The sequence below is a fragment of the Nocardiopsis alkaliphila YIM 80379 genome, from assembly GCF_000341005.1.
Lineage (GTDB): Bacteria > Actinomycetota > Actinomycetes > Streptosporangiales > Streptosporangiaceae > Nocardiopsis > Nocardiopsis alkaliphila.
In genome coordinates this window covers 59,136-80,467 of the sequence record NZ_ANBD01000029.1, presented here as the reverse complement: position 1 = coordinate 80,467, position 21,332 = coordinate 59,136, and the positions used below count along the sequence as shown (strand labels likewise).

Genomic DNA, 21,332 nt, shown 5'->3' with positions numbered 1-21,332 from the left:
CCGCCCGGCTTTCCATACCTGGTGACCCTTATTACACCAGCCGTCTCACATTCCGAAACAGGATGAGACGACTTCGCCCGAAGACGCCGCACACGTGAGGGGTCTCGAAAAACGTGACGCTCCTTACCTTCCGGCCCGGGACGCGTTTGGGCACCGAGCGCTCAGGCGAGACCTAGGGTGCGCCCCAATGCGCCGGGCGCCCCCGTCCTACGCCCCGCCACACCGCATTCGAGCGCCTTCGAGAGGATTCAACACGTGGACAAGGCACAACTCCTCATCGCCTCCAACAGGGGACCGGTCTCCTTCACCACGGCGGCCGACGGTTCCCTGGAGCATCGCAGGGGTGGCGGTGGCCTGGTCTCGGGAATGAGTTCGGTGGCCACCGAGATCGACGCCCTCTGGGTGTGCGCGGCCTTGTCCGACGTCGATCGACGCGCCGCCGCCGAGGCCCCGCAGGCTCGTCTGGACCAGATCTACGACCTGGACGGCATGCGCGTCCACATGTTGGACATCGCCGAGGAAACTCTGAGCGGCGCCTACACCGGCGTGGCCAATTCGGCCCTGTGGTTCGTGCAGCACATGCTGTACGACACCCCGAACAAGCCGTCCTTCGGCTCCGAGTTCCGCGAACAGTGGGAGGACTACCGCGCCTACAACGACGCGTTCGCCGAGGCCCTCGTGAGCGGGGCCGCCGAGGGCGCGCGCGTGGCCGTGCAGGACTACCACCTGGCCTTGGTCCCGCGCATCCTGCGTTCACGCCGGCCCGACCTGCGCATCGCACACTTCTCGCACACGCCGTGGGCGCCACCGGAGTACTTCCGCGTGTTGCCGAACCAGGTGGCCCGTGAGCTGCTCGAAGGCATGCTCGGCGCCGACCGACTCGGATTCCACAGCCCTCGCTGGGTCGAGGCGTTCCTACGCTGCTGCGCCGACGTTCTGCGCGCCAAGGTCGACATGGAGCGGTGCACCGTGGAGTACGGCGGGCGCGTGGTCTCGGTGGGCGTGCACGCCTTGGGCGCGGACGAGGACGTGCTTCGGGAGAGCGCCTCCGAGCCGGCCGTGGCGGATCGCAGGCGCACCCTGAGCGAACTGGCCGGCGACACGAAGCTGATCGTGCGGGTGGATCGCACCGAGTTGTCCAAGAACATCGTGCGCGGCCTGGAGTCCTACCGGGAACTGTTGCGGGCTCATCCGGAGTGGCGCGGTCGGGTCACGCACCTGGCCTTCGCCTACCCGAGCCGTGGAGACGTACCCGAATACCGCGCGTACACGGAGTCGGTGCTCAGGACCGCTCAGGAGATCAACGAGGAGTTCTCGACCCCTGAGTGGACACCGGTGGTACTGGAGGTCAACGATGACTACCCACGGTCCTTGGCGTCCTTCCAATTGGCCGACGTATTGCTGGTCAACCCGATTCGGGACGGCATGAACCTGGTGGCGAAGGAGGGCCCGGTGCTGTCCGAACGTGACTCCGTGCTGGTGTTGTCCCGAGAGGCCGGCGCCGCGGACGAGTTGGGCCAGGACGCGCTCCTGGTCAATCCCTACGACACGGTGGAGACCGCGCAAGCCCTGCATCAGGCCCTGACGATGCCCGAGACGGAGCGGCGCGAGCGTCGGGAGCGGCTGGCCGAGGCGTCGGTGGCCCTGCCACCGCGCCGGTGGTTCCAGGAGCAGTTGCGTTCCCTGGGTTGAGGGGCCGCTGGAGCGGCGCGAGCCCGGAGCGTTCCCCAAGGGCAGGACCCAGGAGGACCCGGCGGCACGGGACCCGGTCCTCGTTCCTTCGAGGGGGTCACTCCACGCCCCGCTCCGCCTTCCATTTCCGGGCCTGGGCCAGGAGTTCGGTGATGATCCCGGCCTTGGCCCGGACGTAGTCCCGGATCTGATCCCATCGGCGTTCACCCAGTTCGCGTTTGACCACCGCGTAGCGTTCGCGGGCTTGCGCGTCCGCGATGAGGAAGTCACGGAACAGGCGCATGGAGTCGAGCCCGGCCGAACCCTCGCAGAACACGTGCAGGTTTACGTTGACCCGGGTGCCCTTGAGGATCGGGTGGTCGTGCCAGTCGGTGGAGGGAGCGAAGAGGACGTACCCGATCTCCTCCAGTGCCGGCAGGTAGGTGGAACGGTCATCCGGTTCGGGGACGGCCATCTGGACGTCGATACACGGTTTGGCGTCCAGGTCGGGGACAGCGGTCGAGCCGACGTGTTCGATGAGCCGAACACGGTCTCCGAGGGCATGGCGGATACGGTCGGCCTCCTGTTGGAACAGGTAGGGCCATTTGGGGTCGTGGGAAACGATGGCGACCCGACCGTTCACCAGGCTGTGGCCGGGCTGATCGGCGCGGTGCTCGCCTCGACTGGGCAGGGAGGGGGAGCTCAGAGAGGTCACCTCACCCAGCCTTGTCTGCCCGAGTGCGCACGTCAAGACCCTGCACGTGGCTTACATATGCACGCGCGACCCGCCCGTGACACTCCGTTGGGCGGGCATGACGTTCGGCTATGGTGCTTTCCCGCCACCACCGCGGAGATGTTCGGAACCAGGCTTGGCGGTGCCCACCGAAGACGCGCCTACGACCGGCGCCCGAACCCATTCGCGGACGCCCGTCGTACGCGTCCGGCGTTACTTGGTCTTGCGGCGGCGGCCGCCCTTCTTCCGCCGGGAGGGCCGTTCCTCGGCCTTGGCCCGCTCGGCCCTCTCCGCCGCCAGCTCCTCTTCCTCGGCCGCGCGCTCGGCCTTCACCCCGTAGGGATCGGCGCTGCTACGGCGTACCCACAGCACCAGCGACAGCAGGATGAGCACGAGCACCACGCCGACGAGGGCGAACCACATCCACACCGGGACACCCGTGTCCTCCTCCTGCGCCAGGTCCTCGTCGACCAGGGGGATGTCCTCCGCCACCCCGGAGGCCTGGGAAACCGCGGTGGCCACGTGCAACGTGGGCAGCCCGTCCGGCCCCTGTTGGGAGCCCTCGACCATCGCCTCGCGCAACTGGTTCGGCGTCAGTTGCGGGTATTGGGAGGTGAGCAGCGCGGCGGCGCCGGCGGTGACGGCCGCCGCGTAGGGGGCACCGCTCACGTCGGTCTGCCCCAGGTCCTGTCCAGCGGTCCGCAGCTCGTCCCCCGGAGCGAGCAGGTCGATCTCCGAGGCCTCGGGAGAGTCCGGGATGAGTTCCCCATCCTCGTTCACCCCGGCCACGGAGAGGACGTTCGGGTCCTCGTCCCCACCGGCCGGCCCCACCACCAGCGCTCCTCCGCCGGCCGCGGCCGCTACGGCGTCGATCAGCTCCTCGTCCCCACCGGTCTCCTCTGGCAGCAGGATGATCTGGGCGCCCTCGTCCATGGCGTACCGGATCGCGTCGGGCAGGTCGTCGTCGGTGGGCAGCACCAGCACGGTCGCGTCCGGAGCGACCCCCAGGACCCCACCGTCCGCGTCCCTACCGTGCCCGTGTCCCGCCACCAAGGCGGCCGCCGCCGTGCCCTGTTCGTCATCGTCTCCGTTGGCACCGAACTCGGTGTCGATCTGGACGTTGTCCCGCAGATCGGGATGTTCCTCGTCCACGGACACCCCGGGCAACGCCACGGTGGCGCCACGGCCCTGTGTGCCGTCCCAGACCTCCTGTGCCCCGATGGACGCCAGCGCCCACTGGTCGGGGCGGAAGTCGGGGATGTCCGCGGCGACGACCGGCGTCGCCGTCTGCCCCAATACGAGCAGGGCCCCCAAGGCCCCCGCCGTGGCGCCCAGAAGATGGCGCGTGTTCGTCCCGCTACGGATGTTGCCCCCGAGCACCTCAGGCTCCCTCGAACGTTGTGGTCGGCGTTGCGCCGGGCCCTCCCCCCCGACCTTCGAGATTCTGTCATGAGCACGGGATCCAGGCTTGGACGAGTGACCCGCAGGTTTCCATCCGCGCGTACTCGCGCTTTCCTCGGACAGGGATCGGCACGATCCCGATGGACGCTGAACCTGGCTGGGACGCGGTGGACCACCCCGCCCCAGACCGTTCGGCCTGGCACGTGCGACTCATGACTCGGTCCTCAGGAGCGGTAGGACAGGTAACTGTATCCCTGGTGCCAGTCCTGGGTTTTCCGCTCCTCATCCGACATGTCGATTCGCTAGCATGAGTTGCGCCGATCCGGACAAACCAATTACCCGTTCAGGGGGTGTCCCATGCCGAACATCGGTCCGTCCGAGGACGGTCGATCGGCCCTCGCCGAACGCGAACAACGCATCCTCGCCTTCGAGCGCCAGTGGTGGAAGTTCGAGGGCTCCAAGGAACAGGCGATCCGTGACGAGTTCGGATTCTCCGCGACTCGCTACTACCAACTGCTCAACGGCCTCGTCGAACGCCCCGAGGCCCTCGCCTTCGACCCCATGACGGTCAAACGTCTACGCCGCCTGCGCGCCGACCGCCGCCGTCAACGCAACGCCCGCCAATTGGGCATCCAACTCTAGGAACGACGTCCACGGCGTGTGGCTCGGGCGATCCTCGCGCTCCACGCGACCCACCGCGCTTTGGCCCCGGCGACGACCACACGTCGACGCCAGGGACCGCGCCGCGCGGCCCACCAACGACAACGATGAGGTCCTCGCATGTCCGCAGCCGAGCACGGCGGGTCGCTCGACCCCGGTACCGAGGCGGGACGCACCGCTCTGAAGGCTCTGCTCTTGGAGCCCTCGACGGCGCTGACCGGCTTCGACTTCGACGGCACCCTGGCCCCCATCGTCTCCGACCCACGCGACTCCGCGCCCCAACCCGGGGTCGTGGAGGCGTTGGTCGCCTTGTCCGCACGGGTCGGCACGGTCGCGGTGATCACCGGACGACCGGCCGCCACCGCGGTGCGTCTGGGCGGTCTGGACCGGATTCCGGGTGTGGTCGTCCTCGGTCACTATGGCGCCGAACGGTGGGTGGACGGCCGGGTGGTCGCCGCCGACCCACCGCCCGGGGTGGCGCTGGTCCGCTCCGAACTGCCCGCCTTGGTCGACGCCGCCGGCGCCCCCACGGGTACCTGGATCGAGGACAAGGGTCGTTCATTGGCGGTGCACACGCGGCGCGCCGAGGACCCGGACCGTGCCCTGGAGCTGCTGGCCGGGCCGTTGGCCGAGTTGGCCGAACGCGCCGACCTCAAGCTGGAGCCCGGGCGAATGGTGATCGAGCTCCGTCCACGGGGTGTGGACAAGGGCGCCGCCCTCACCTCCCTCGTGCGGGAGAGGGCGGCGCGCTCGGTCCTCTACGCCGGTGACGACCTGGGTGACCTGCCCGCCTTCGCGGCCGTGCACGACCTACGCGCGCGGGGCGTACTCGGGCTGACCGTGTGCTCCTCCTCCGAGGAGGTGACCCAGGTGGCCGAGGCCGCCGACCTGGTCGTGTCCGGTCCCGCCGGACTCACCGCCTTCCTCTACGAACTCACGACGAGGATTCGTGGGCCTGTGGAATGAGCGCCGACCGGGCCTCGGTACGCAGGTCCACCAGGCCGGTGCGGTCTCGCCCATGGTGCACCGCGTTGGTGAGTACCCCCACGTAACGTCCGCTCTCCGGATGCATGAACAGACTCGTTCCCGTGAAGCCGTTGTGGTAGACGACTCCCTCCGGGGTGACGAGCCAGCCCAACCCTCGGGAGAGTCGGGCCCCCACGTCCACCTGAGGCGACCAGCTCTCGCGCACGAAGGACCGAGGGATCGCCTCATCGGCCCCGCCCTTGTACAGACGCAGCATCTCCCGAGCGAAGGCGCCCAGGTCGATGGCGGTGGTGAACACCCCGGCGTGCCCGGCCACACCACCCATCAACGCCGCCGCCTCGTCGTGCACCACGCCCCAGGTGGGTCCGGTTCCGACGAGACGGCGCTCGGTGGGCGCCACGCCCGGCGAACGGGCGAGCGGCCCGTACGTGGTGCCGCGCATCCCCAATCCGGCCCAGAAGTCGGCCGCCAACCTTTCCAACCCCGTGCCGTACAGCCGTTCCAGGAGCAATCCCAGCAGGATGAAGCCGCGATCGATGTAACGATAGCCCGGCTCCTCCAGCGGGTCCGCCAAGATCGCCTCGGCCAGGTCCTGGTCGGTACCCACGTACCGCTCCAGCCAGGTCACCTGGTTGAGCCGGCTGGTGTGGGTGAGGATCTGTCGGGTCGTCACCCAGGCTCCGGGAAGATCCTCGCCCGGAAAGTATTCGGCCATCGGAGCGTTGAGGTCCAAAAGACCTTCGGCGACCGCCCGACCGACCAACGGCCAGGTCGCCATCACCTTGGTCAGGCTCGCCACGTCGTAGGACACGTCCGGCGCGGTGTCGTGTTCGTGGTCGATCCGGCCGACCGCCACGAACTCCCACATGCCCCCGGTACCGATGACCGCCGTTCCGCCCGGAAGCCAGTCGGCGTCCACCATCACCTTCAGGACCCCACGGATCCGCGCCCCCGTCTCGGTGAGCCAGTCACCATCACGCACCACACGCCTCCCCCCGAGTGCTTTCCCCACTCTCGGCGGATACCCCGTTCACTCCGGCTTGTCACACCGGCATCGTCATCGAACAGTACGAAAACCCCGCAGGTCGAGGCCGTAATCGGAGTCCTCGGGCGTGGCGAAGTAGGCTGGCCGACACACACCTGTCGAGGAGGACGATGAGCAGCCAGACGCCCGTTCCCGCCGGTTTCGTCGGCGTGGCCGGAAACATCGGGATCAAGGATCCGAACGATGACTTCTTCACCGTCGTCTCCCGGACCCCGGCGGTGGTCTCCGCCGTGTTCACCCGTTCCCGATTCGCCGGCCCCAGTGTGCGTCTGAGCCGCGACGCGGCCGCGAACGGCAACGCCCGCGGGGTCGTGGTGATCGCTCGTAACGCCAACGTGGCCACCGGCCGGATCGGGGCACGGGACGCCAGGGAGGTCCAAGAACGCGTGGCCCGTGCGGCCGGGATCGCCCCCGAGGAACTATTGATCGCCTCCACCGGTGTCATCGGCCGTCCTTACCCGATGGAGCGGGTGCGCTCCTACCTGGACGGGCTGCCCACCGAATTCCCTCCGGCCGATCTGGACCGGTCCGCCGCGGCGATGATGACCACCGACACCCACCCCAAGATCGCCAGTGCGAAGGTGGGCGGAGCGACCCTCACCGGCATGGCCAAGGGTGTGGGCATGATCGAGCCGGACATGGCGACCATGCTGGCCTGGTTCTTCACCGACGCCGAGCTGGAGCAGCCGGTCCTGGACACGGTGTTCCGCCGGGTCGTGGACCGCACCTTCAACGCGCTGAGCATCGACACCGACACCTCCACCAGCGACTCGGCGGCCATCTTCGCCAATGGGGCGGCCGGGGAGGTGGACGTGGTCGAGTTCGAGGAGGCCCTGCGGGAGGTGGCCCTGAAACTGGTCCGGATGATCGCCTCCGACGGCGAGGGAGCGGGCAAGCTCATCGAGGTGCGGATCACCGGGGCACGCGATGACGCTCAGGCCAAACGTGTCGGCAAGGCCGTGGTGAACTCGCCCTTGGTGAAGACCGCCGTGCACGGGGCCGACCCCAACTGGGGAAGGGTCGCGATGGCGGTGGGCAAGTGTTCGGACGAGACCGATATCCTCCCGGAGAAGGTGCGCATCGTCTTCGGTGACGTGGAGACCTTCCCCACCGAGGCCACCGAGCAGACCCTGGAACGCGCCGCCCATCACATGAAGGGTGACGAGGTGCTGATCAGCGTGGACCTGGGCATCGCCGATGGTGACTTCACGGTCTACGGCTGTGACTTGACCGAGGGTTACATCCGGATCAACGCCGACTACACGACCTGAACCGTCGGCTCCGGGCGCGTGTCCCCCTACCCACGACGTTCGCTCCGTCAGAACCCTGGACGGTGGGCTCTGACGGAGCGGTCCTACCGGTAAGGGCCGTGGGGTGTCCTCGGGTCGCTCGACACCGGAGGGGTCCGGTCGGTCAGAGGAGGACCGCCTCCGGGTGCGATGCCTCCCGCACCACCTTCCTGGCCTGCTGCGGATCCTCGGCCGCCANNCGCCCCGGGAGACGGCGGCACTCGGCTTGGGTGTGCCGGGCCAGGACGTAGCGCACCGCGGGTAGCGCCGGTGCGGCCATGGACAGGCTGGTGGCCCCCAGCCCCACCAGGACCGGAGCCAGCAACGGGTCGGCTGCGGCCTCACCGCACACCCCCACCGGCTGACCGAGTCTCTCCCCCGCCCGGCCCACCCTCTCCAACAGGTGCAGCAGCGCCGGCTGCCAGGGATCGAGCAGTTCGGGCAGGCTGTCCAGGGTCCGATCGGTGGCCATGGTGTACTGCGCCAGGTCGTTGGTGCCGATCGATACGAAGTCCACCCGACATAGCAACCGCTCGGCGAGCAGCGCGGCGGCGGGCACCTCCACCATCACCCCGACTTCGGCGATTCCGGCCGAGTGCGCCATCTCGGCGAACGCGATGGCCTCGGCCGCCGTGGACACCATGGGCGCCATCACCCGGACCCGGGCACAGGGGCCGTCCGCGGAGGCCTCCCGTTCGGCGGCGGCGATGGCGGTGAGCTGGTCCAGGAGCAAGCTCGGATGTGGGCGAGCGGTTCGAAACCCGCGTACCCCCAGGGCCGGGTTGGCCTCCGCACCGGTGGGGGCGAAGTCCAGTGGTTTGTCCGAACCCGCGTCCAGGGTCCGCACCGTCACCACACGTCCCGCGAAGGCCCGGAACAGCCGGGCGTAGGCCTCGGTCTGTTCGGCGACCGTGGGCGGATCGGCTCGATCGAGGAAGAGGAACTCCGTGCGTAGCAGGCCGATGCCCTCTCCCTCGTGGGCGGCCGCCTCATCCGGATCCCCCTCACCCGCGTTGAGCAACAGGGCGATGGGAACGCCGTCCGCGGTCCGACCGGGACCGCCGGCCTCGGTCAGCAGGGCACGCCGGCGTTGGGCGCGTTCCCGGAACCGTTCGGCGCGTTCGGGGCTCGGCTCCCTCTCCACGGTGCCGGCGTCACCGTCCACCGCCACGAGGGTCCCTTCCACCAGGTGCTCGGCCCCCTGACAGCCCACCACGGCGGGCAACCCCAGGGAACGGGCCAGGATCACCGTGTGACTGGTGGGGCCGCCGAGCCTGGTAACGATCGCCTTCACCCGCTGTGGGTCGAGCCTGACCGTGTCGGCCGGGGCCAGGTCCCGTGCGACCAGCACGTACGGGTGGCCAGGGTCGGGCAGGCCCGGCATCGGTAGTCCCAGGAGCACGGCCACGGCCCGGTCACGGACATCACCCAGGTCCGCCGCGCGTTCGGCCAGGTAGCCTCCGGCCGCCAGGAGCAACTCCTGGTAGCTCCCGCAGGCCGTGTGGACCGCCCAGGCGGCGGCCCGCCCCTCCCTGGCCAGCTCCCCGATCCGCCTGCGAAGGTCGGGGTCACGGGCCATGAGCGCGAGGGCGCCCAGCACGGCACCGGCCTCACCATCGAGGCCGGTGGCGCGCCCCTGGAGTTCCTCCGCCACTTCGTCCAAGGCGGACAGCGCCGCGCCCTCCTCGGCCGCCGGATCGTCGACCACGGGTTCGTTCTCGGGCAGGGACGGTGGCTCGGCCATCCGTGCGACGGGGGCCACCGCTGCGCCCGGGCCGGCGGCGATGCCCTTGAGCAGGCGCGCCAGGTCAGGGTCGGACACCGGTGCGGAGGCCGCGTTCAGGGCGGTTTCCGTCTGGTCCATGGGTGCTCTCCTACGGCTGGTGGGCGGGGCCGACGGCTTCTCGCCGGCTGGGGTCGAGTAGGGACCCGACCAGCCAACCCCGAACGCGACGCCGGCGCCGGCCCTGATTCGGAATCTGTGAATGACTCGGCCACTCGCTCAGGGTTCGATGGTGACCTTGACGGCCGTTCCCGCGGCGACGGTCTCGATGGCCTTGTGCACGTCGGACAGGGCCATCCGCTCCGTGATGAGGTCGGCGACCGGCACCGCCCCCGAGGAGATGAGTTCGAGGGCGCGCTTGTTGTGCGCGGGACTGGAGCCGTTGGCGCCGAAGATCGAGATCTCTCGGTAGTGGACCGCGTTGGCGTCCAACCGGATGATCGGGTCGTCCTTGGGCAGACCACCGAAGAAACTGATCCGGCCACTGCGCGCCACCATCCGCAACGCGTCCTCTTGGGCCTTGCCCGAGGCGGCCGCGGTGATGACCACGTCCGCGCCCCGTTCACCGGTCAGGCGCAGTACCTCGGCGATCGCGTCGGTCTCCGAACCGCAGATCGCGGCGTCGGGGCGCACCAGTGCCGCGGACATGTCCAACCGTCCTCGGTTCAGGTCCACCAGGTACACCTGGGAGGCGCCCTTGGCCCGGGCCAGGCGCACGTGGAGGCAACCGATGGGCCCGGCGCCCATCACCACCACCTTGTCGCCCTCGTCGATACCGGCGATCTCTTGGCCGTTGAGCACGCAGGCCAACGGCTCGGCCACGGACGCCTCGGCCATGGAGACGTTGTCGGGGATCCGGTTGACACCGTCCACGGCCAGGACGGCCTCGGGAATGATCATGTACTCGGCGAACCCGCCGTCGTAGTGGTATCCCATCGACTCCTGTCGCGAGCACACCGTGAACCGACCGTCCGAGCATTCGACACAGGACCCACAGGGGATGGCCGCGATGACCTGTACCCGATCGCCCTCGGTCCAGCCACCCACACCCTCGCCCACCTCGACGATCCGGCCCGCGATCTCATGGCCGATCACCCGAGGCGGACGGATGTGGTGGTGGCCGTGTCGGGAGATCTTGACGTCGGTACCGCAGGTGGAGCAGTTGGCCACGGCGATCTTGAGCTGTCCCGGTCCCGGGGCGGGTTCGGGAGCCTGTTCCAAACGGATGTCCCCAGGGGCGTAGAAGCGGGCGACGAGCATGGTGGGGCCTTTCTGGAGAGGTCGAGGCGGGGGCGCCGCCCCGACCGTTCGAGCGAGTGGTGGACCGTGTCCACCGGGGATCACGTGGTCAGTCCGCAGCGGGTGCGAGCAGTTCGAGGACTTCTTCGGGGTCGGTGGCCGACCGCAGTCGAGCCGCCCGTTCGGGATCGGCGAGGACTCCGGCCAGGGAGGAGAGCACCTTGAGGTGTTCCTCTCCCGACGCGGCGATGGCGATGGCCACGTGCACGGTGGGTCCGTCCCAATCGACCCCCTCGGGGAACTGGACGATGGCGAGCGCGGTCCTGCGCACGAGGGCACGGGAGGCGTCGGTGCCGTGCGGGATGGCCACGCCCTCACCCATGAAGGTGGGGATCGAGGCCTCCCGCTCGTGCATGGCCCTCACGTAACCGGGCTCGACCGCGCCCGACTCCACCAACAGGTGGCCGCATTGGTCGATGGCGTCGGCGCGGTCGCGTGCGGTGCGACCGAGGCGGATGGCGTCCGCGTTCAGGACGAGGTCAGCCGGCAAGGGTTCCACCCTCCCTGATGGCCGTCTCCACCTGTGTGAAGACCGGGTCGCCGAGGAACATCTGGAAGCCGATGACGACGGTGTCGGGCACCCGGGCCCGAGCCCGGTCGACCAGGCCGGCGTGGCACAGCACCACGTCGGCGTCGTCGGGCACACGGTCCACCGGAGAGTGCTCCACGGTGACGCCGTGGGGCGAGAGGCTCTTCTTGAGCTGTGAGGTGAGCAGGACGCTGCTGCCCATGCCGGCGTCGCAGGCGACGACGAGCTTGTTGACGTCCGATCCTTCGATGGTGGCCATGTGGCCCTCCTGACTGAGTGGTCCGGCAAGCCCCTGACGGGGCGGGTTCTAAGCGGTCTGGCCGGTGGCGTTCTCAGCGGCGGCCGCCTCGCGTTCGGCCCGACGCTCGGCGCGACCGAAGCCGAGCAGCGCCGAGGCGATGACGAACGAGACGATCGTGCCGACGGCGACGCCGGCGAGGACGGCGACGTGGTCACCGCGCGGGGTGACCGCCATGAGGGCGAGGATGCTTCCTGGTGCGGGGGTCGCCACGAGCCCGGCGTTCAGGACCATGAAGGTGGTCACTCCGGACATACCGCCGCCGATCACGGCCAGGAGTAGCTTCGGTTGGGCGAGCACGTACGGGAAGTAGATCTCATGGATGCCGCCGAAGAAGTGGATGATGATCGCTCCCGGTGCGGTGGCCCGGCTGAGCTTGGGACCGAACAGCATGCAGGCCAGCAGGATGCCCAGGCCCGGACCGGGGCTGGTCTCGATGAGGAACTCGATCGCCTTGCCATGCTCGGCCACGCGAGCCACGCCCAAGGGACCGAGGACTCCGTGGTTGATGGCGTTGTTGAGGAAGAGGATCTTCGCGGGCTCGACGATCAACGACACCAGCGGCAGCAGCGACACGTCGATCAGGAACTGCACCCCCGAGCCCAGCCAACGGGCGATGACGGTGACCACCGGTCCGATGGCGTACAGCCCCAGACCCGCCATGAGACCGCCGAGGATGCCCGAGCTGAAGTTGTTCACGAGCATCTCGAAGCCGGCCGGGACGCGCGGCTGGACGAGGCGGTCGAAGTGCTTGAGCAGGTAGGCCGCGAGTGGGCCGACGACCATAGCGCCGAGGAACATCGGGATGTCCGCGGAGACGATCACACCGACGGTGGCGATCGCACCGATGACACCACCGCGCTTGTCGTAGACCAGGCGACCACCGGTGTAGCCGATCAGCAGCGGCAACAGGTAGATGATCATCGGGTCGACGAGTCCGGCGAGGTGTTCGTTGGGCCACCAGCCATCGGGGATGAACAACGCGGTGATCAGGCCCCAGGCGATGAAGGCGCCGATGTTGGGCATGACCATGCTCGCGAGGAATCCGCCGAAGCGCTGGACTCCTGAGCGGACCGAGGCGAGTCTTCCCTCGCTCTGCTGAGTGGACATCAGGGGGAACCTCCTGAGAGGCGCGGCGGTGGTGGCCCGCCGAGGTGATGGACGGTGTGGGTTCAGACCACCTGGACCATCAGACCGGCGGACTCGAGTTCGTCGGCGAGGCCATCGGCGAGTCCGTGGTCGGTGATCATCAGGTCGAGGTCTTCGACGGTGGCGAAGCGGGCGAAGTGGTCGTTGCCGACCTTGGTGTGGTCGGCGAGCAGGACGGCGCGTCTGGAGGACGCGATCATGGCGCGCTTGACCTCGGCTTCGGCCGGGTCGGGTGTGGTGAGTCCGCGTTCGACGGACACACCGTTGGTGGCCATGAAGGCGACGTCCACGTAGGACTCCGCGAGGGAACGCAGGGCCCAAGCGTCGACGCTGGCCTGGGTTCTGGTGCGCAGGCGACCGCCGAGCAGCATGAGGTTGACGTTGGTCCGGGGCGTGAGCGTGAGGGCGATGGAGAGGGAGTTGGTGACGACGGTGAGTTCTCGGTCCGTGGGCAGCTGTTCGGCCAGTCGGCCGGTGGTGGAGCCCGCGTCGAGGAGGATGGCGCCCTCCTCGGGGAGTTCGGCCAGCGCCGCCTTGGCGATCCTCTCCTTCTCCTCGGTCAGGACGGAGTCGCGCACCTTGAGCGCGGGCTCGAAACCCAAACGCTCGACGGGGATCGCGCCACCATGGACCCTGCGCAGGACCCCGTGCCGCTCCAGGGCGGTGAGGTCACGACGGATGGTCTCGTAGGTGACGTCGAACTCCGAGGCGAGCCCCGTGACGTCGACCCGGCCGTTCTGGCGGGCACGTTCGAGGATCACCTTCTGGCGCTCTTCCGCGTACATGTGGTTTCACCTGTGTTTCGGTGTGGTTTTGGGTGAGTTTAATCGTGTTGCCTGAGACACACAAGGGGTATCTCCTTCCAATATCCCAGCACCCCGAACCACCCCTCGACCAAGCCACCCCTTCTCTTCCCAGGAACGACGAGCAGGAAAGAAGCCCACCCGGAGCCACCCCCACCCCTCCCTCCGCCGACCGTCACACTGTTGACACACACAGACAAACACACATAATCAAAGACAGTCACACACTCAGACCGGGTGCCGCGCCCCTCGAAAAGAGCTCCCATGATCTTGACCCTCACCCCGAACCCGAGCGTCGACCACACCCTGGAGGTCGACGACCTCGTCCGAGGCGAGGTCCTGCGGGTACGCGCGACACGGGCGCAAGCGGGCGGCAAGGGCGTCAACGTCGCCCGCGCCCTGCTCGTAGCGGGCATCGACACCCGGGCGGTCCTGCCCGTGGGCGGTGGCGGCGGCGCCGAACTCAGCACCCTGCTGGGAGACCTTCCCCGGGTCGCCGTGCCCATCGAGGGCGAGACCCGTGGCAACCTCGCCATCACCGAGGCCGACGGCACCACCACCAAGATCAACGCACCCGGGCCGACCCTGTCTCCCGACGAGGTCCAAGCGCTACTGCGGGCCTTGGAGGGCGAACTCGCCAAGGCCCCCCACTGGGTGGTGGCCAGCGGTAGCCTCCCCGCCGGCGCCCCGGTCGACCTGTACGTTCGGGTGGCCGAACTCGCCGCCGACTACGGTGTGCCACTCGCCCTGGACACCTCCGGCGACCCGCTCGAGGCCGCGACCGGCACCGGGTCCGTGGCCCTGCTCAAACCCAACCTCGAGGAATTGGCCGATCTCGTCGGCCACGCCCCGACCACCATCGGCGAGGCCACCTCGGCGGCCCGCGAGGTGCTGGCCAAAGGGAACGAGGCCGCCCTGGTCACCCTGGGTGGTCATGGAGCCCTGTACGTGGAGCCCGATCAGGTGTTGTGGGCACGCGGCCCCCGGGTACGCACCCGGAGTACCGTGGGCGCGGGAGACAGCGCGCTGGCCGGTTTCCTCGCCCACCAGGGAACGTTCGAGGAGAGGCTGCGTCAGGCCGTGGCCTGGGGCACCGCCGCGGTGTCCCTGCCCGGGACCACGGTCCCCGGCCCCGGCGACGTCACCACCGAAGGCGTCCATTCGACCCCCGATCCCGACCCCTTGTGGCGGATCGACGAACTCTGATCCACCGACCGCTATGAACGGGGCAGGGACCACCGGCCCCGACGACGAGACCCTCCAAGGACCGACATGCCAGAGCGCACCGTTGCCATCGGCTCCCAACTGGGCCTGCACGCCCGACCCGCCGCCCTGTTCGTCCAGGCCGTCAACGAGACCGGCCTGCCCGTGATGATCTCCCGCGAGGGTCACAAGGCGGTGGACGCGCGCAGCGTGCTCGCCGTGATGTCCATGGGCGCCTCCCATGGCCAGATCGTGACCTTGACCTGCGACGAGGAGGGGGCCGACGAAGCCTTGGACGGCCTCGTGGAACTACTCGGCAAGGAACTCGACCCCAAGTAGGCGCCTCGTCGATCCCGCCGGTCGAAGGACACCGCCGATCGCCGAAGGCCTCCCCCTCCAGAACGAGGGGGAGGCCTTCGGCGGCACCGCTTCAAGAGGGGTCGGGCTACTCCTCGATCCGGTGGACCTTGTGCTGGGCGGCCTGGGCACGCGGACGGACCACCAGCAGGTCGACGTTGACGTGTGAGGGCCGGGTGAGTGCCCACACGATGGTGTCGGCGACGTCCTCGGCACTCAGCGGGTCGGGCACCCCCGCGTAGACGTCCTCGGCCCCCGCCTCGTCGCCACGCAGACGATTGAGCGAGAACTCCTCGGTCTTGACCATGCCGGGGGCCACCTCCACCACCCGGACCGGCTCCCCGCACAACTCCAGGCGCAAGGTGGCCGCCAGGGTGTGCGCACCGTGCTTGGCGGCCACGTAACCGCCGCCGCCCTCGTAGACGATGTGTCCGGCAGTGGAGGAGACCACCAGGACGGTGCCGTCTCCACTGGCGATGAGCTTGGGCAGAAGGGCCTGGGTCATGTTGAGCACGCCCAGGACGTTCACCTCGTACATCTTCCGCCAGTCGGCGGGGTCGGCGGTGGCGATGGTCTCGACGCCGATCGCACCACCCGCGTTGTTGACGAGTACGCCACAGGATTCCAGGGACTCGGCGAAGGCGTCCACGGCGGCCCGATCGGTGACGTCGAGGACCTGGCTCCGAGCCCTGTGGCCCGCCTCGATGATCTCCTTTGCCAGAGCCTCGATCCGGTCGGCGCGACGAGCGACCAAGACCACCTCGTAGCCCTCGGCCGCGAGTCCACGCGCGGTGGCGGCGCCGATCCCGCTGCTGGCTCCGGTAACGACCGCGGTCACTGTCATGTGGTTCCCTCCCTGGGGTCCGTCTGTCGTGCCGAGCGTATCCGGGCCGATGGGAAGGGGTGTCGGTCGGGTCGATGTCCCCTCGATCTCCTGGTCGGGGAATCGGTCGGACAGCAGAGAAAACGCATGATCTCGAGTGGTGGCGCGTGGTAGCTTCGGCAAAATTTCCTCCAGGAATACCTTCCATCGAAAGACAGGGGATCCCGTGCGTGATTCTGCTCCACGGAAATCATCTGACGAATCCCCTTTGCTCACCCGACTCACCCTTTACTCACTCGGATGTTCCCTCGCTGACTTCGTTTACGGTGCGGTGTTCGTGACGGTCCTTCTGAGCCGGGGCGCGGACCCGTGGATGGTGGGGACGATCGTCGCCGCGGCCAACTTCGTCGGGCTGGTCATGGAGGCACCGAGCGGAGCCCTGGGCGACCGGTACGGGCACCGCAGGCTCCTCGTGAGCGGGTTGCTCTCGTGGGGAAGTGGCTTCGTGCTGATCGGGACCGTGACGGCCCTGCCCCTCACCCTGGCGGGCATGTGCCTGGGCACCATCGGCTTCGCCCTGCATTCGGGGACCTTGCAGACGATCCTGATCAACCGGGTCGGTTCTGAGGACCGGACCACGCGAATCGCGCGCATCGTCCGGATCTGCGGCCTGTGGGGGCGGATCGGGTCCGCTCTGGGCGCGGCCCTGGTCATGGTGGCGGGCACATGGCTGCCCGCTGGGCCGCTGATCGCGTGCGGCGGTGGGTTGCTGTTACTGCTCGCCCTGGCGGCACCGGTGTGTTTTCCCTCCACTCCCGGGCGACCGGACCGACGGATCGGCGTGATCATGCTGGAGTCGGTCTCCCTGGTGCTCAGTCGGCGGTTCGCTCCGATGGTGGCTCTGGCCGTGGGGGCCATGTCGGCGACGGTGTTGTTGGTGGTCTCCTGGCAGCCGATGCTGGTGGAGCGGTTCGGGGAGGACCTACGGCTCAACGGCCTGTTCCTGCTGTCGATGACCGTGTCCTTGACCGTGGGGGCCGCCTGCGCGCGTTGGGTCGATCCCACACGACCACACCTGTGGGGTCCGTTGGCCGTCATGGTGATCGGCACGCCCGTGGTGCTGGCCGCCCATGACGTGGTCCCGCTGATCGTGGGACTGATCGCGGCCGAACTCCTCATCGGCCTGGCGGGCGTGGTGGCGGGGGTCTGGTACCAACTGATGTTCCCCGACGCCAACCGGAGCACCATGTTCTCCGCGATCACGGCCCTGGCCGCGCTCGGTGGTATCGCGACCAGTTTCGGTTTCGGTTGGCTCTGGCAACTGTGGGGTGTCCCCACAGCGGTGACGCTCCTGGCCACGGTCTCCGTCATCGCCGGCGCCACGTCACTCGTTCTGACACGTTGCTTTCCCGAGTCCACCGAATTCATCACCTCGGAAAACACGATTTCGAGAACCGATCCAACGAGCGGTTCAGGCAGGGACCGGCCCACTCGAAAAGCGCGTTTCCCCCGCTGATAATCTGCGGCCAGTCGATACGGGGGAGAAAGCGGCCATGGACCTGTCACGGTTGTTGGCGAAGCGTCCGATCATCCAGGCGCCGATGGCCGGGGGCGCGACCACTCCCGACCTGGTGGTCGCGGTGAGCGGCGCCGGCGGCCTGGGGTCGCTTCCCGCCGGTTACCTGGACGCGGGAACCCTCGCGGAGCGGATCGAGTCGGTGCGGGCCTCGGGTACGGACGTGTTCGGTGTCAACCTGTTCGTCCCCTCCGGCGCCCTCGAACCGAGCGTGGATCTGGACGCCTACCGATCCGAGCTCATCGAGGACGCCCGCCGCTTGGGGACCGAGGTGGGGCCCGCCCGGTACGACGAGGATGACTGGACGACCAAGGTCGACCTGTTGCTCCAAGCCCGGGTCGGGCTCGTGAGCTTCACGTTCGGTTGTCCCTCCGAGGAGGTCCTGGACCGGATCCGCGCGGTGGGCTCGACGACGGTCGTCACCGTCACCACGGTCGAGGAGGCCCGGATCGCCGTGGCCCGGGGTGCGGACGGGGTGTGCGTCCAAGGGGTGGAGGCCGGTGGCCACCGCGCCACCTTCGATCCCGCACGCGGCGACGACCGCCCCTTGGCCGAGTTGCTGCCCGAGGTGGCCCGCGCGGTGGACGTGCCGATCATCGCCGCCGGCGGGATCATGGACGGTGCCGACATCGCCGCCGCCTTGGCTTCGGGGGCGATGGCGGTGCAACTGGGCACGGCGTTCCTGCGTTGCCCCGAAAGCGGTGCCCGGCCACCGCACAAGGCCGCACTCGTCGATCCTTCCTTCACCCGGACCTCCTTGACGTACGCGTTCACCGGGCGACCGGCGCGCGGACTGACCAACCGCTTCATGCGCGAGCACCAGGACGCCCCCAGCGCCTACCCGCAGGTGCACCACATGACCAAACCGCTGCGCGCGGCGGCCACTCGAGTCGCCGACCCCGAGGGCATGGCGTTGTGGGCCGGTACGGGTTTTCGTCGCTGCCGGGAGCTGCCGGCCGCCGAGCTGGTGGCCGCGCTGCGCGCCGAGGCCATCGACGCGGGTGCCCGGCTCTGATCCCGAACGCATGGGCATCTACTTCGGTCTCATGGGCCTGGCCGTCTTCCTCCGCGTGCCCCTTCCGCTACGCACCGCGAAAGCGGACCTACCAGTTGGTAACAATTAGGACCAGTCAGAGCATGAGACCTAGAGCACGTGAGGTGGGGCACTCTACGCTTCCGCCATGGGTGTATTGCGTAAGCGTGTCCTCCTTCGTGTCCTTTTGGGCTTTGTGGCGGTTATAGCGTCACTTGCACTGATCGCGTCCTTGTTGGGTGTGTGGGCGGTACGACGCTCCTTCCCCACCACGGACGGAGAACTCGGCCTGTCGGAACTGAACTCGCCGGTCACCGTGCTACGGGACGACCACGGGGTCGCGCACGTGTACGCGGACAACGCCGAGGACCTGTTCATCGCACAAGGCTTCACCCACGCCCAGGACCGCTTCTGGGAGATGGACTTCCGTCGCCACGTCACCGCGGGCCGCACCGCCGAACTGTTCGGCCAGGCCCAGGTCGAGACGGACGTCTACCTGCGCACCATGGGTTGGCGACGGACCGCCGAGCAGGAGTACGACCTCCTCTCCCAGGAGACCCGGCTCTACCTGGACGCCTACGCCGCCGGGGTGAACGCCTGGCTCGACGACAACCAGGGTCTGTCCGCGAGTCTGGAGTACGGACTCCTGGGCATCACCGCCGACGACTACACCGTCCAACCCTGGACCCCCACCGATAGCCTCGCCTGGCTCAAGGCCATGGCCTGGGACCTGGGCGGCAACCTCCAAGACGAAACCGCCCGCGCCCACCTGCTCGCCAACGGACTCGACCGGGAACGGATCGAGGAGTTGTACCCGGCCTACCCGACCGAGCGCCACGCCCCCATCACCGATACCGACGAGCACGACGGCACCGCCCCCGAGGCCGACCTGTCGCCCGCCCCGGACCTGCCCGAGGACGCCCTCGCCGCCCTCGACGGCCTGGACAGGATCCACGAGGCCATCCCCGACCTCCTCGGTCCCTCCAGCAGCCCCGACCTGGGCTCCAACTCCTGGGTGATCTCCGGTGAACACACCGACACCGGCGCTCCCCTGCTGACCAACGACCCGCACCTGGGCGCCTCCATGCCGTCCACGTGGCACCAGATGGGCCTGCACTGCACCGAGGTGACCCAGGAGTGCCCCTTCGACGTCAGCGGATTCGGGTTCTCCGGACTGCCCGGAATCGTCATCGGTCAGAACGAGTCCATCGCCTGGGGCTTCACCAACCTCAACCCGGACGTCATGGACCTCTACCTGGAACAGGTGGAGGGCGACCACTACGTGGTGGACGGTGAGGAACTTCCCCTGGAGATCATCGAGGACACCATCAAGGTCTCCGGTGGCCAGGACGTGGACATCACCATCCGCTCCACCCACCGCGGCCCCATCCTGTCCGACACCGAGGTCGGGGCGAACCTGAGCGAGGTCGGCGCCAACCCCTCCGAGGGCGACGACGCGCCCTACGCGGTCTCCCTGCGATGGACCGCCCTGGAGCCGGGCACGACCGCCGACGCCGTCTTCGCCCTGAACCGAGCCCGTGACTGGGACGGCTTCCGCGACGCGGCGTCGAAGTTCGAGGTGCCCGCGCAGAACCTCATCTACGCCGACAACGAGGGCAACATCGGTTATCAGTCCCCCGGCCTGGTGCCGGTGCGCGGCGAGGGCGACGGTCGTTGGCCCGTGCCCGGCTGGGTCTCCGGCCACGACTGGGAGGAGGAGTACCTGCCCTTCGACGAGCTGCCCAGCGTGTTCAACCCCGAGTCCGGGGTCATCGTCACCGCCAACCAGTCGGTGGTCGACGAGGACTACGAACACTTCCTCACCAGCGACTGGGACTACGGTTACCGGAGTCAGCGGATCAACGACCTGCTGGCCGAGGCGATCGCCCAAGGGCCGGTGACGGTCCAGGACATGGAACGTGTCCTGATGGACTCCCATCACGGCGCGGCGGTCGAGATCACCCCGTACCTGCTGGACGTGGACGTGGACGGCACCACCGCCGAGGCGCAGTCCGAACTGGCCGAGTGGGACCACTTCAACGAACCCGACTCCGCCGGCGCGGCCTTCTACAACGCCACCTGGCGCCACCTGCTCCCCCTGCTCTTCGACGAGATGGGCGAGGTGACCATGAACAGCAGCTCACGCGGCATGTACGTGGTGACCGAATTGCTGCAGGACCCCGAGTCCCCATGGTGGGACGGCCAAGAGGTCGACGGCCGCGACGCGGTACTCGCCGCCGCCATGGACGAGGCCACCGAGGAGCTCACCGACCTGCTCGGCGACACCCCGGCCGACTGGCGCTGGGGCGACCTGCACACCCTCACCGCGACCCACGAGTCGTTCGGCACCTCGGGCATCGGCCCGGTGGAGTGGCTGTTCAACCGTGGCCCGGTGGAGAGTTCGGGTGGCTCCAGCATCGTCAACGCGACCGGGTGGAACGCGGCCGAGGGTTACGGCATCACCGCGGTCCCGTCCATGCGGATGGTCGTGGACCTGGCCGACCGGGACGCCTCCACCTGGATCCACCTGACCGGCAACTCGGGGCACGCCTTCCACCGCAACTACGACGACCAGTTGGAGCTGTGGGCGCAGGGTTCGTCGCTGCCGTGGGCGGTGACGGAGGAGGCCGTCCGCGAGGCGAGCACGGACGAACTCACGCTCACCCCGTGATCCACGTCCCGTGCCAGACCCG

General features: G+C 68.8%; 19 protein-coding genes. 9 read left to right on the top strand and 10 right to left on the bottom strand.

What is annotated here, in order from left to right:
* The first annotated feature begins 255 nt into the window (after positions 1–255).
* Positions 256–1,692, top strand: coding sequence for an alpha,alpha-trehalose-phosphate synthase (UDP-forming) (locus tag D472_RS0103985; protein ID WP_017603210.1), 1,437 nt, complete (start codon positions 256–258; stop codon positions 1,690–1,692).
* A 97-nt stretch (positions 1,693–1,789) separates the two neighbouring features.
* On the opposite strand, the gene D472_RS0103980 is transcribed toward D472_RS0103985, so the two are convergent.
* Both D472_RS0103980 and D472_RS0103975 read right to left on the bottom strand, forming a co-directional pair.
* On the bottom strand, positions 1,790–2,386 hold the full coding sequence (locus D472_RS0103980; RefSeq protein ID WP_017603209.1) for a GrpB family protein: 597 nt from the start codon (positions 2,384–2,386) through the stop codon (positions 1,790–1,792).
* 231 nt (positions 2,387–2,617) lie between these two features.
* Positions 2,618–3,784: a S8 family serine peptidase gene (locus tag D472_RS0103975; RefSeq protein WP_017603208.1), complete on the bottom strand. Its 1,167-nt coding sequence runs from the start codon at positions 3,782–3,784 to the stop codon at positions 2,618–2,620.
* 378 nt (positions 3,785–4,162) lie between these two features.
* Here D472_RS0103975 and D472_RS0103970 point away from each other — a divergent pair, with 378 nt between their 5' ends.
* Positions 4,163–4,447: a DUF3263 domain-containing protein gene (locus tag D472_RS0103970; protein ID WP_017603207.1), complete on the top strand. Its 285-nt coding sequence runs from the start codon at positions 4,163–4,165 to the stop codon at positions 4,445–4,447.
* 138 nt (positions 4,448–4,585) lie between these two features.
* Entirely contained in the window at positions 4,586–5,431 is an 846-nt protein-coding gene (gene otsB, locus D472_RS0103965) for a trehalose-phosphatase (protein WP_017603206.1), read from the top strand.
* Here the strand turns inward: otsB and D472_RS0103960 are convergent.
* A complete protein-coding gene (locus D472_RS0103960) occupies positions 5,400–6,434 on the bottom strand; it encodes a serine hydrolase domain-containing protein (RefSeq protein ID WP_026117360.1) in 1,035 nt (344 codons plus the stop codon). The genes otsB and D472_RS0103960 overlap by 32 nt on opposite strands.
* A gap of 173 nt (positions 6,435–6,607) precedes the next feature.
* Between D472_RS0103960 and argJ the strand changes: the two genes are divergently transcribed.
* Complete coding sequence (gene argJ / locus D472_RS0103955) at positions 6,608–7,768, top strand: bifunctional glutamate N-acetyltransferase/amino-acid acetyltransferase ArgJ (RefSeq protein ID WP_017603204.1); 1,161 nt, start codon at positions 6,608–6,610, stop codon at positions 7,766–7,768.
* A gap of 142 nt (positions 7,769–7,910) precedes the next feature.
* On the opposite strand, the gene D472_RS0103950 is transcribed toward argJ, so the two are convergent.
* The 6 genes from D472_RS0103950 to D472_RS0103925 all read right to left on the bottom strand — a co-directional run bounded on the left by D472_RS0103950 (position 7,911) and on the right by D472_RS0103925 (position 13,629).
* The gene (locus tag D472_RS0103950; RefSeq protein WP_017603203.1) at positions 7,911–9,650 is read right to left on the bottom strand and encodes a phosphoenolpyruvate--protein phosphotransferase; all 1,740 of its coding nucleotides are present in this window, start codon (positions 9,648–9,650) and stop codon (positions 7,911–7,913) included.
* 138 nt (positions 9,651–9,788) lie between these two features.
* The gene (locus D472_RS0103945; protein ID WP_017603202.1) at positions 9,789–10,829 is read right to left on the bottom strand and encodes a zinc-dependent dehydrogenase; all 1,041 of its coding nucleotides are present in this window, start codon (positions 10,827–10,829) and stop codon (positions 9,789–9,791) included.
* 88 nt (positions 10,830–10,917) lie between these two features.
* On the bottom strand, positions 10,918–11,358 hold the full coding sequence (locus D472_RS0103940; RefSeq protein ID WP_026117359.1) for a PTS sugar transporter subunit IIA: 441 nt from the start codon (positions 11,356–11,358) through the stop codon (positions 10,918–10,920).
* The gene (locus D472_RS0103935) at positions 11,348–11,656 is read right to left on the bottom strand and encodes a PTS sugar transporter subunit IIB (protein ID WP_017603200.1); all 309 of its coding nucleotides are present in this window, start codon (positions 11,654–11,656) and stop codon (positions 11,348–11,350) included. Before D472_RS0103935 ends, D472_RS0103940 begins: the two co-directional genes overlap by 11 nt.
* 48 nt (positions 11,657–11,704) lie before the next feature.
* Positions 11,705–12,805: a PTS mannitol transporter subunit IICB gene (mtlA, locus tag D472_RS0103930; RefSeq protein WP_017603199.1), complete on the bottom strand. Its 1,101-nt coding sequence runs from the start codon at positions 12,803–12,805 to the stop codon at positions 11,705–11,707.
* Positions 12,806–12,867: 62 nt separating this feature from the next.
* The gene (locus D472_RS0103925) at positions 12,868–13,629 is read right to left on the bottom strand and encodes a DeoR/GlpR family DNA-binding transcription regulator (RefSeq protein WP_017603198.1); all 762 of its coding nucleotides are present in this window, start codon (positions 13,627–13,629) and stop codon (positions 12,868–12,870) included.
* A gap of 282 nt (positions 13,630–13,911) precedes the next feature.
* Between D472_RS0103925 and D472_RS0103920 the strand changes: the two genes are divergently transcribed.
* Positions 13,912–14,853 (top strand): 1-phosphofructokinase family hexose kinase, encoded by a 942-nt coding sequence (locus D472_RS0103920; RefSeq protein ID WP_017603197.1) that lies wholly within the window; start codon positions 13,912–13,914, stop codon positions 14,851–14,853.
* Positions 14,854–14,919: 66 nt separating this feature from the next.
* The gene (locus D472_RS0103915) at positions 14,920–15,189 is read left to right on the top strand and encodes an HPr family phosphocarrier protein (RefSeq protein ID WP_017603196.1); all 270 of its coding nucleotides are present in this window, start codon (positions 14,920–14,922) and stop codon (positions 15,187–15,189) included.
* A 106-nt stretch (positions 15,190–15,295) separates the two neighbouring features.
* Here D472_RS0103915 and D472_RS0103910 read toward each other — a convergent pair whose 3' ends face one another.
* Positions 15,296–16,051 (bottom strand): SDR family oxidoreductase, encoded by a 756-nt coding sequence (locus D472_RS0103910; RefSeq protein ID WP_017603195.1) that lies wholly within the window; start codon positions 16,049–16,051, stop codon positions 15,296–15,298.
* Between the two features lie 136 nt (positions 16,052–16,187).
* Here D472_RS0103910 and D472_RS0103905 point away from each other — a divergent pair, with 136 nt between their 5' ends.
* From D472_RS0103905 to D472_RS0103895, 3 genes are all read left to right on the top strand, one after another.
* Positions 16,188–17,546 carry an MFS transporter gene (locus tag D472_RS0103905; protein ID WP_394295611.1) on the top strand — a complete coding sequence of 453 codons (1,359 nt, stop codon included), beginning with the start codon at positions 16,188–16,190 and terminating at the stop codon, positions 17,544–17,546.
* 37 nt (positions 17,547–17,583) lie between these two features.
* Positions 17,584–18,621 (top strand): nitronate monooxygenase, encoded by a 1,038-nt coding sequence (locus D472_RS0103900; RefSeq protein WP_017603193.1) that lies wholly within the window; start codon positions 17,584–17,586, stop codon positions 18,619–18,621.
* Positions 18,622–18,787: 166 nt separating this feature from the next.
* Positions 18,788–21,310, top strand: coding sequence for a penicillin acylase family protein (locus D472_RS0103895; RefSeq protein ID WP_083903373.1), 2,523 nt, complete (start codon positions 18,788–18,790; stop codon positions 21,308–21,310).
* Positions 21,311–21,332 lie beyond the last annotated feature (22 nt).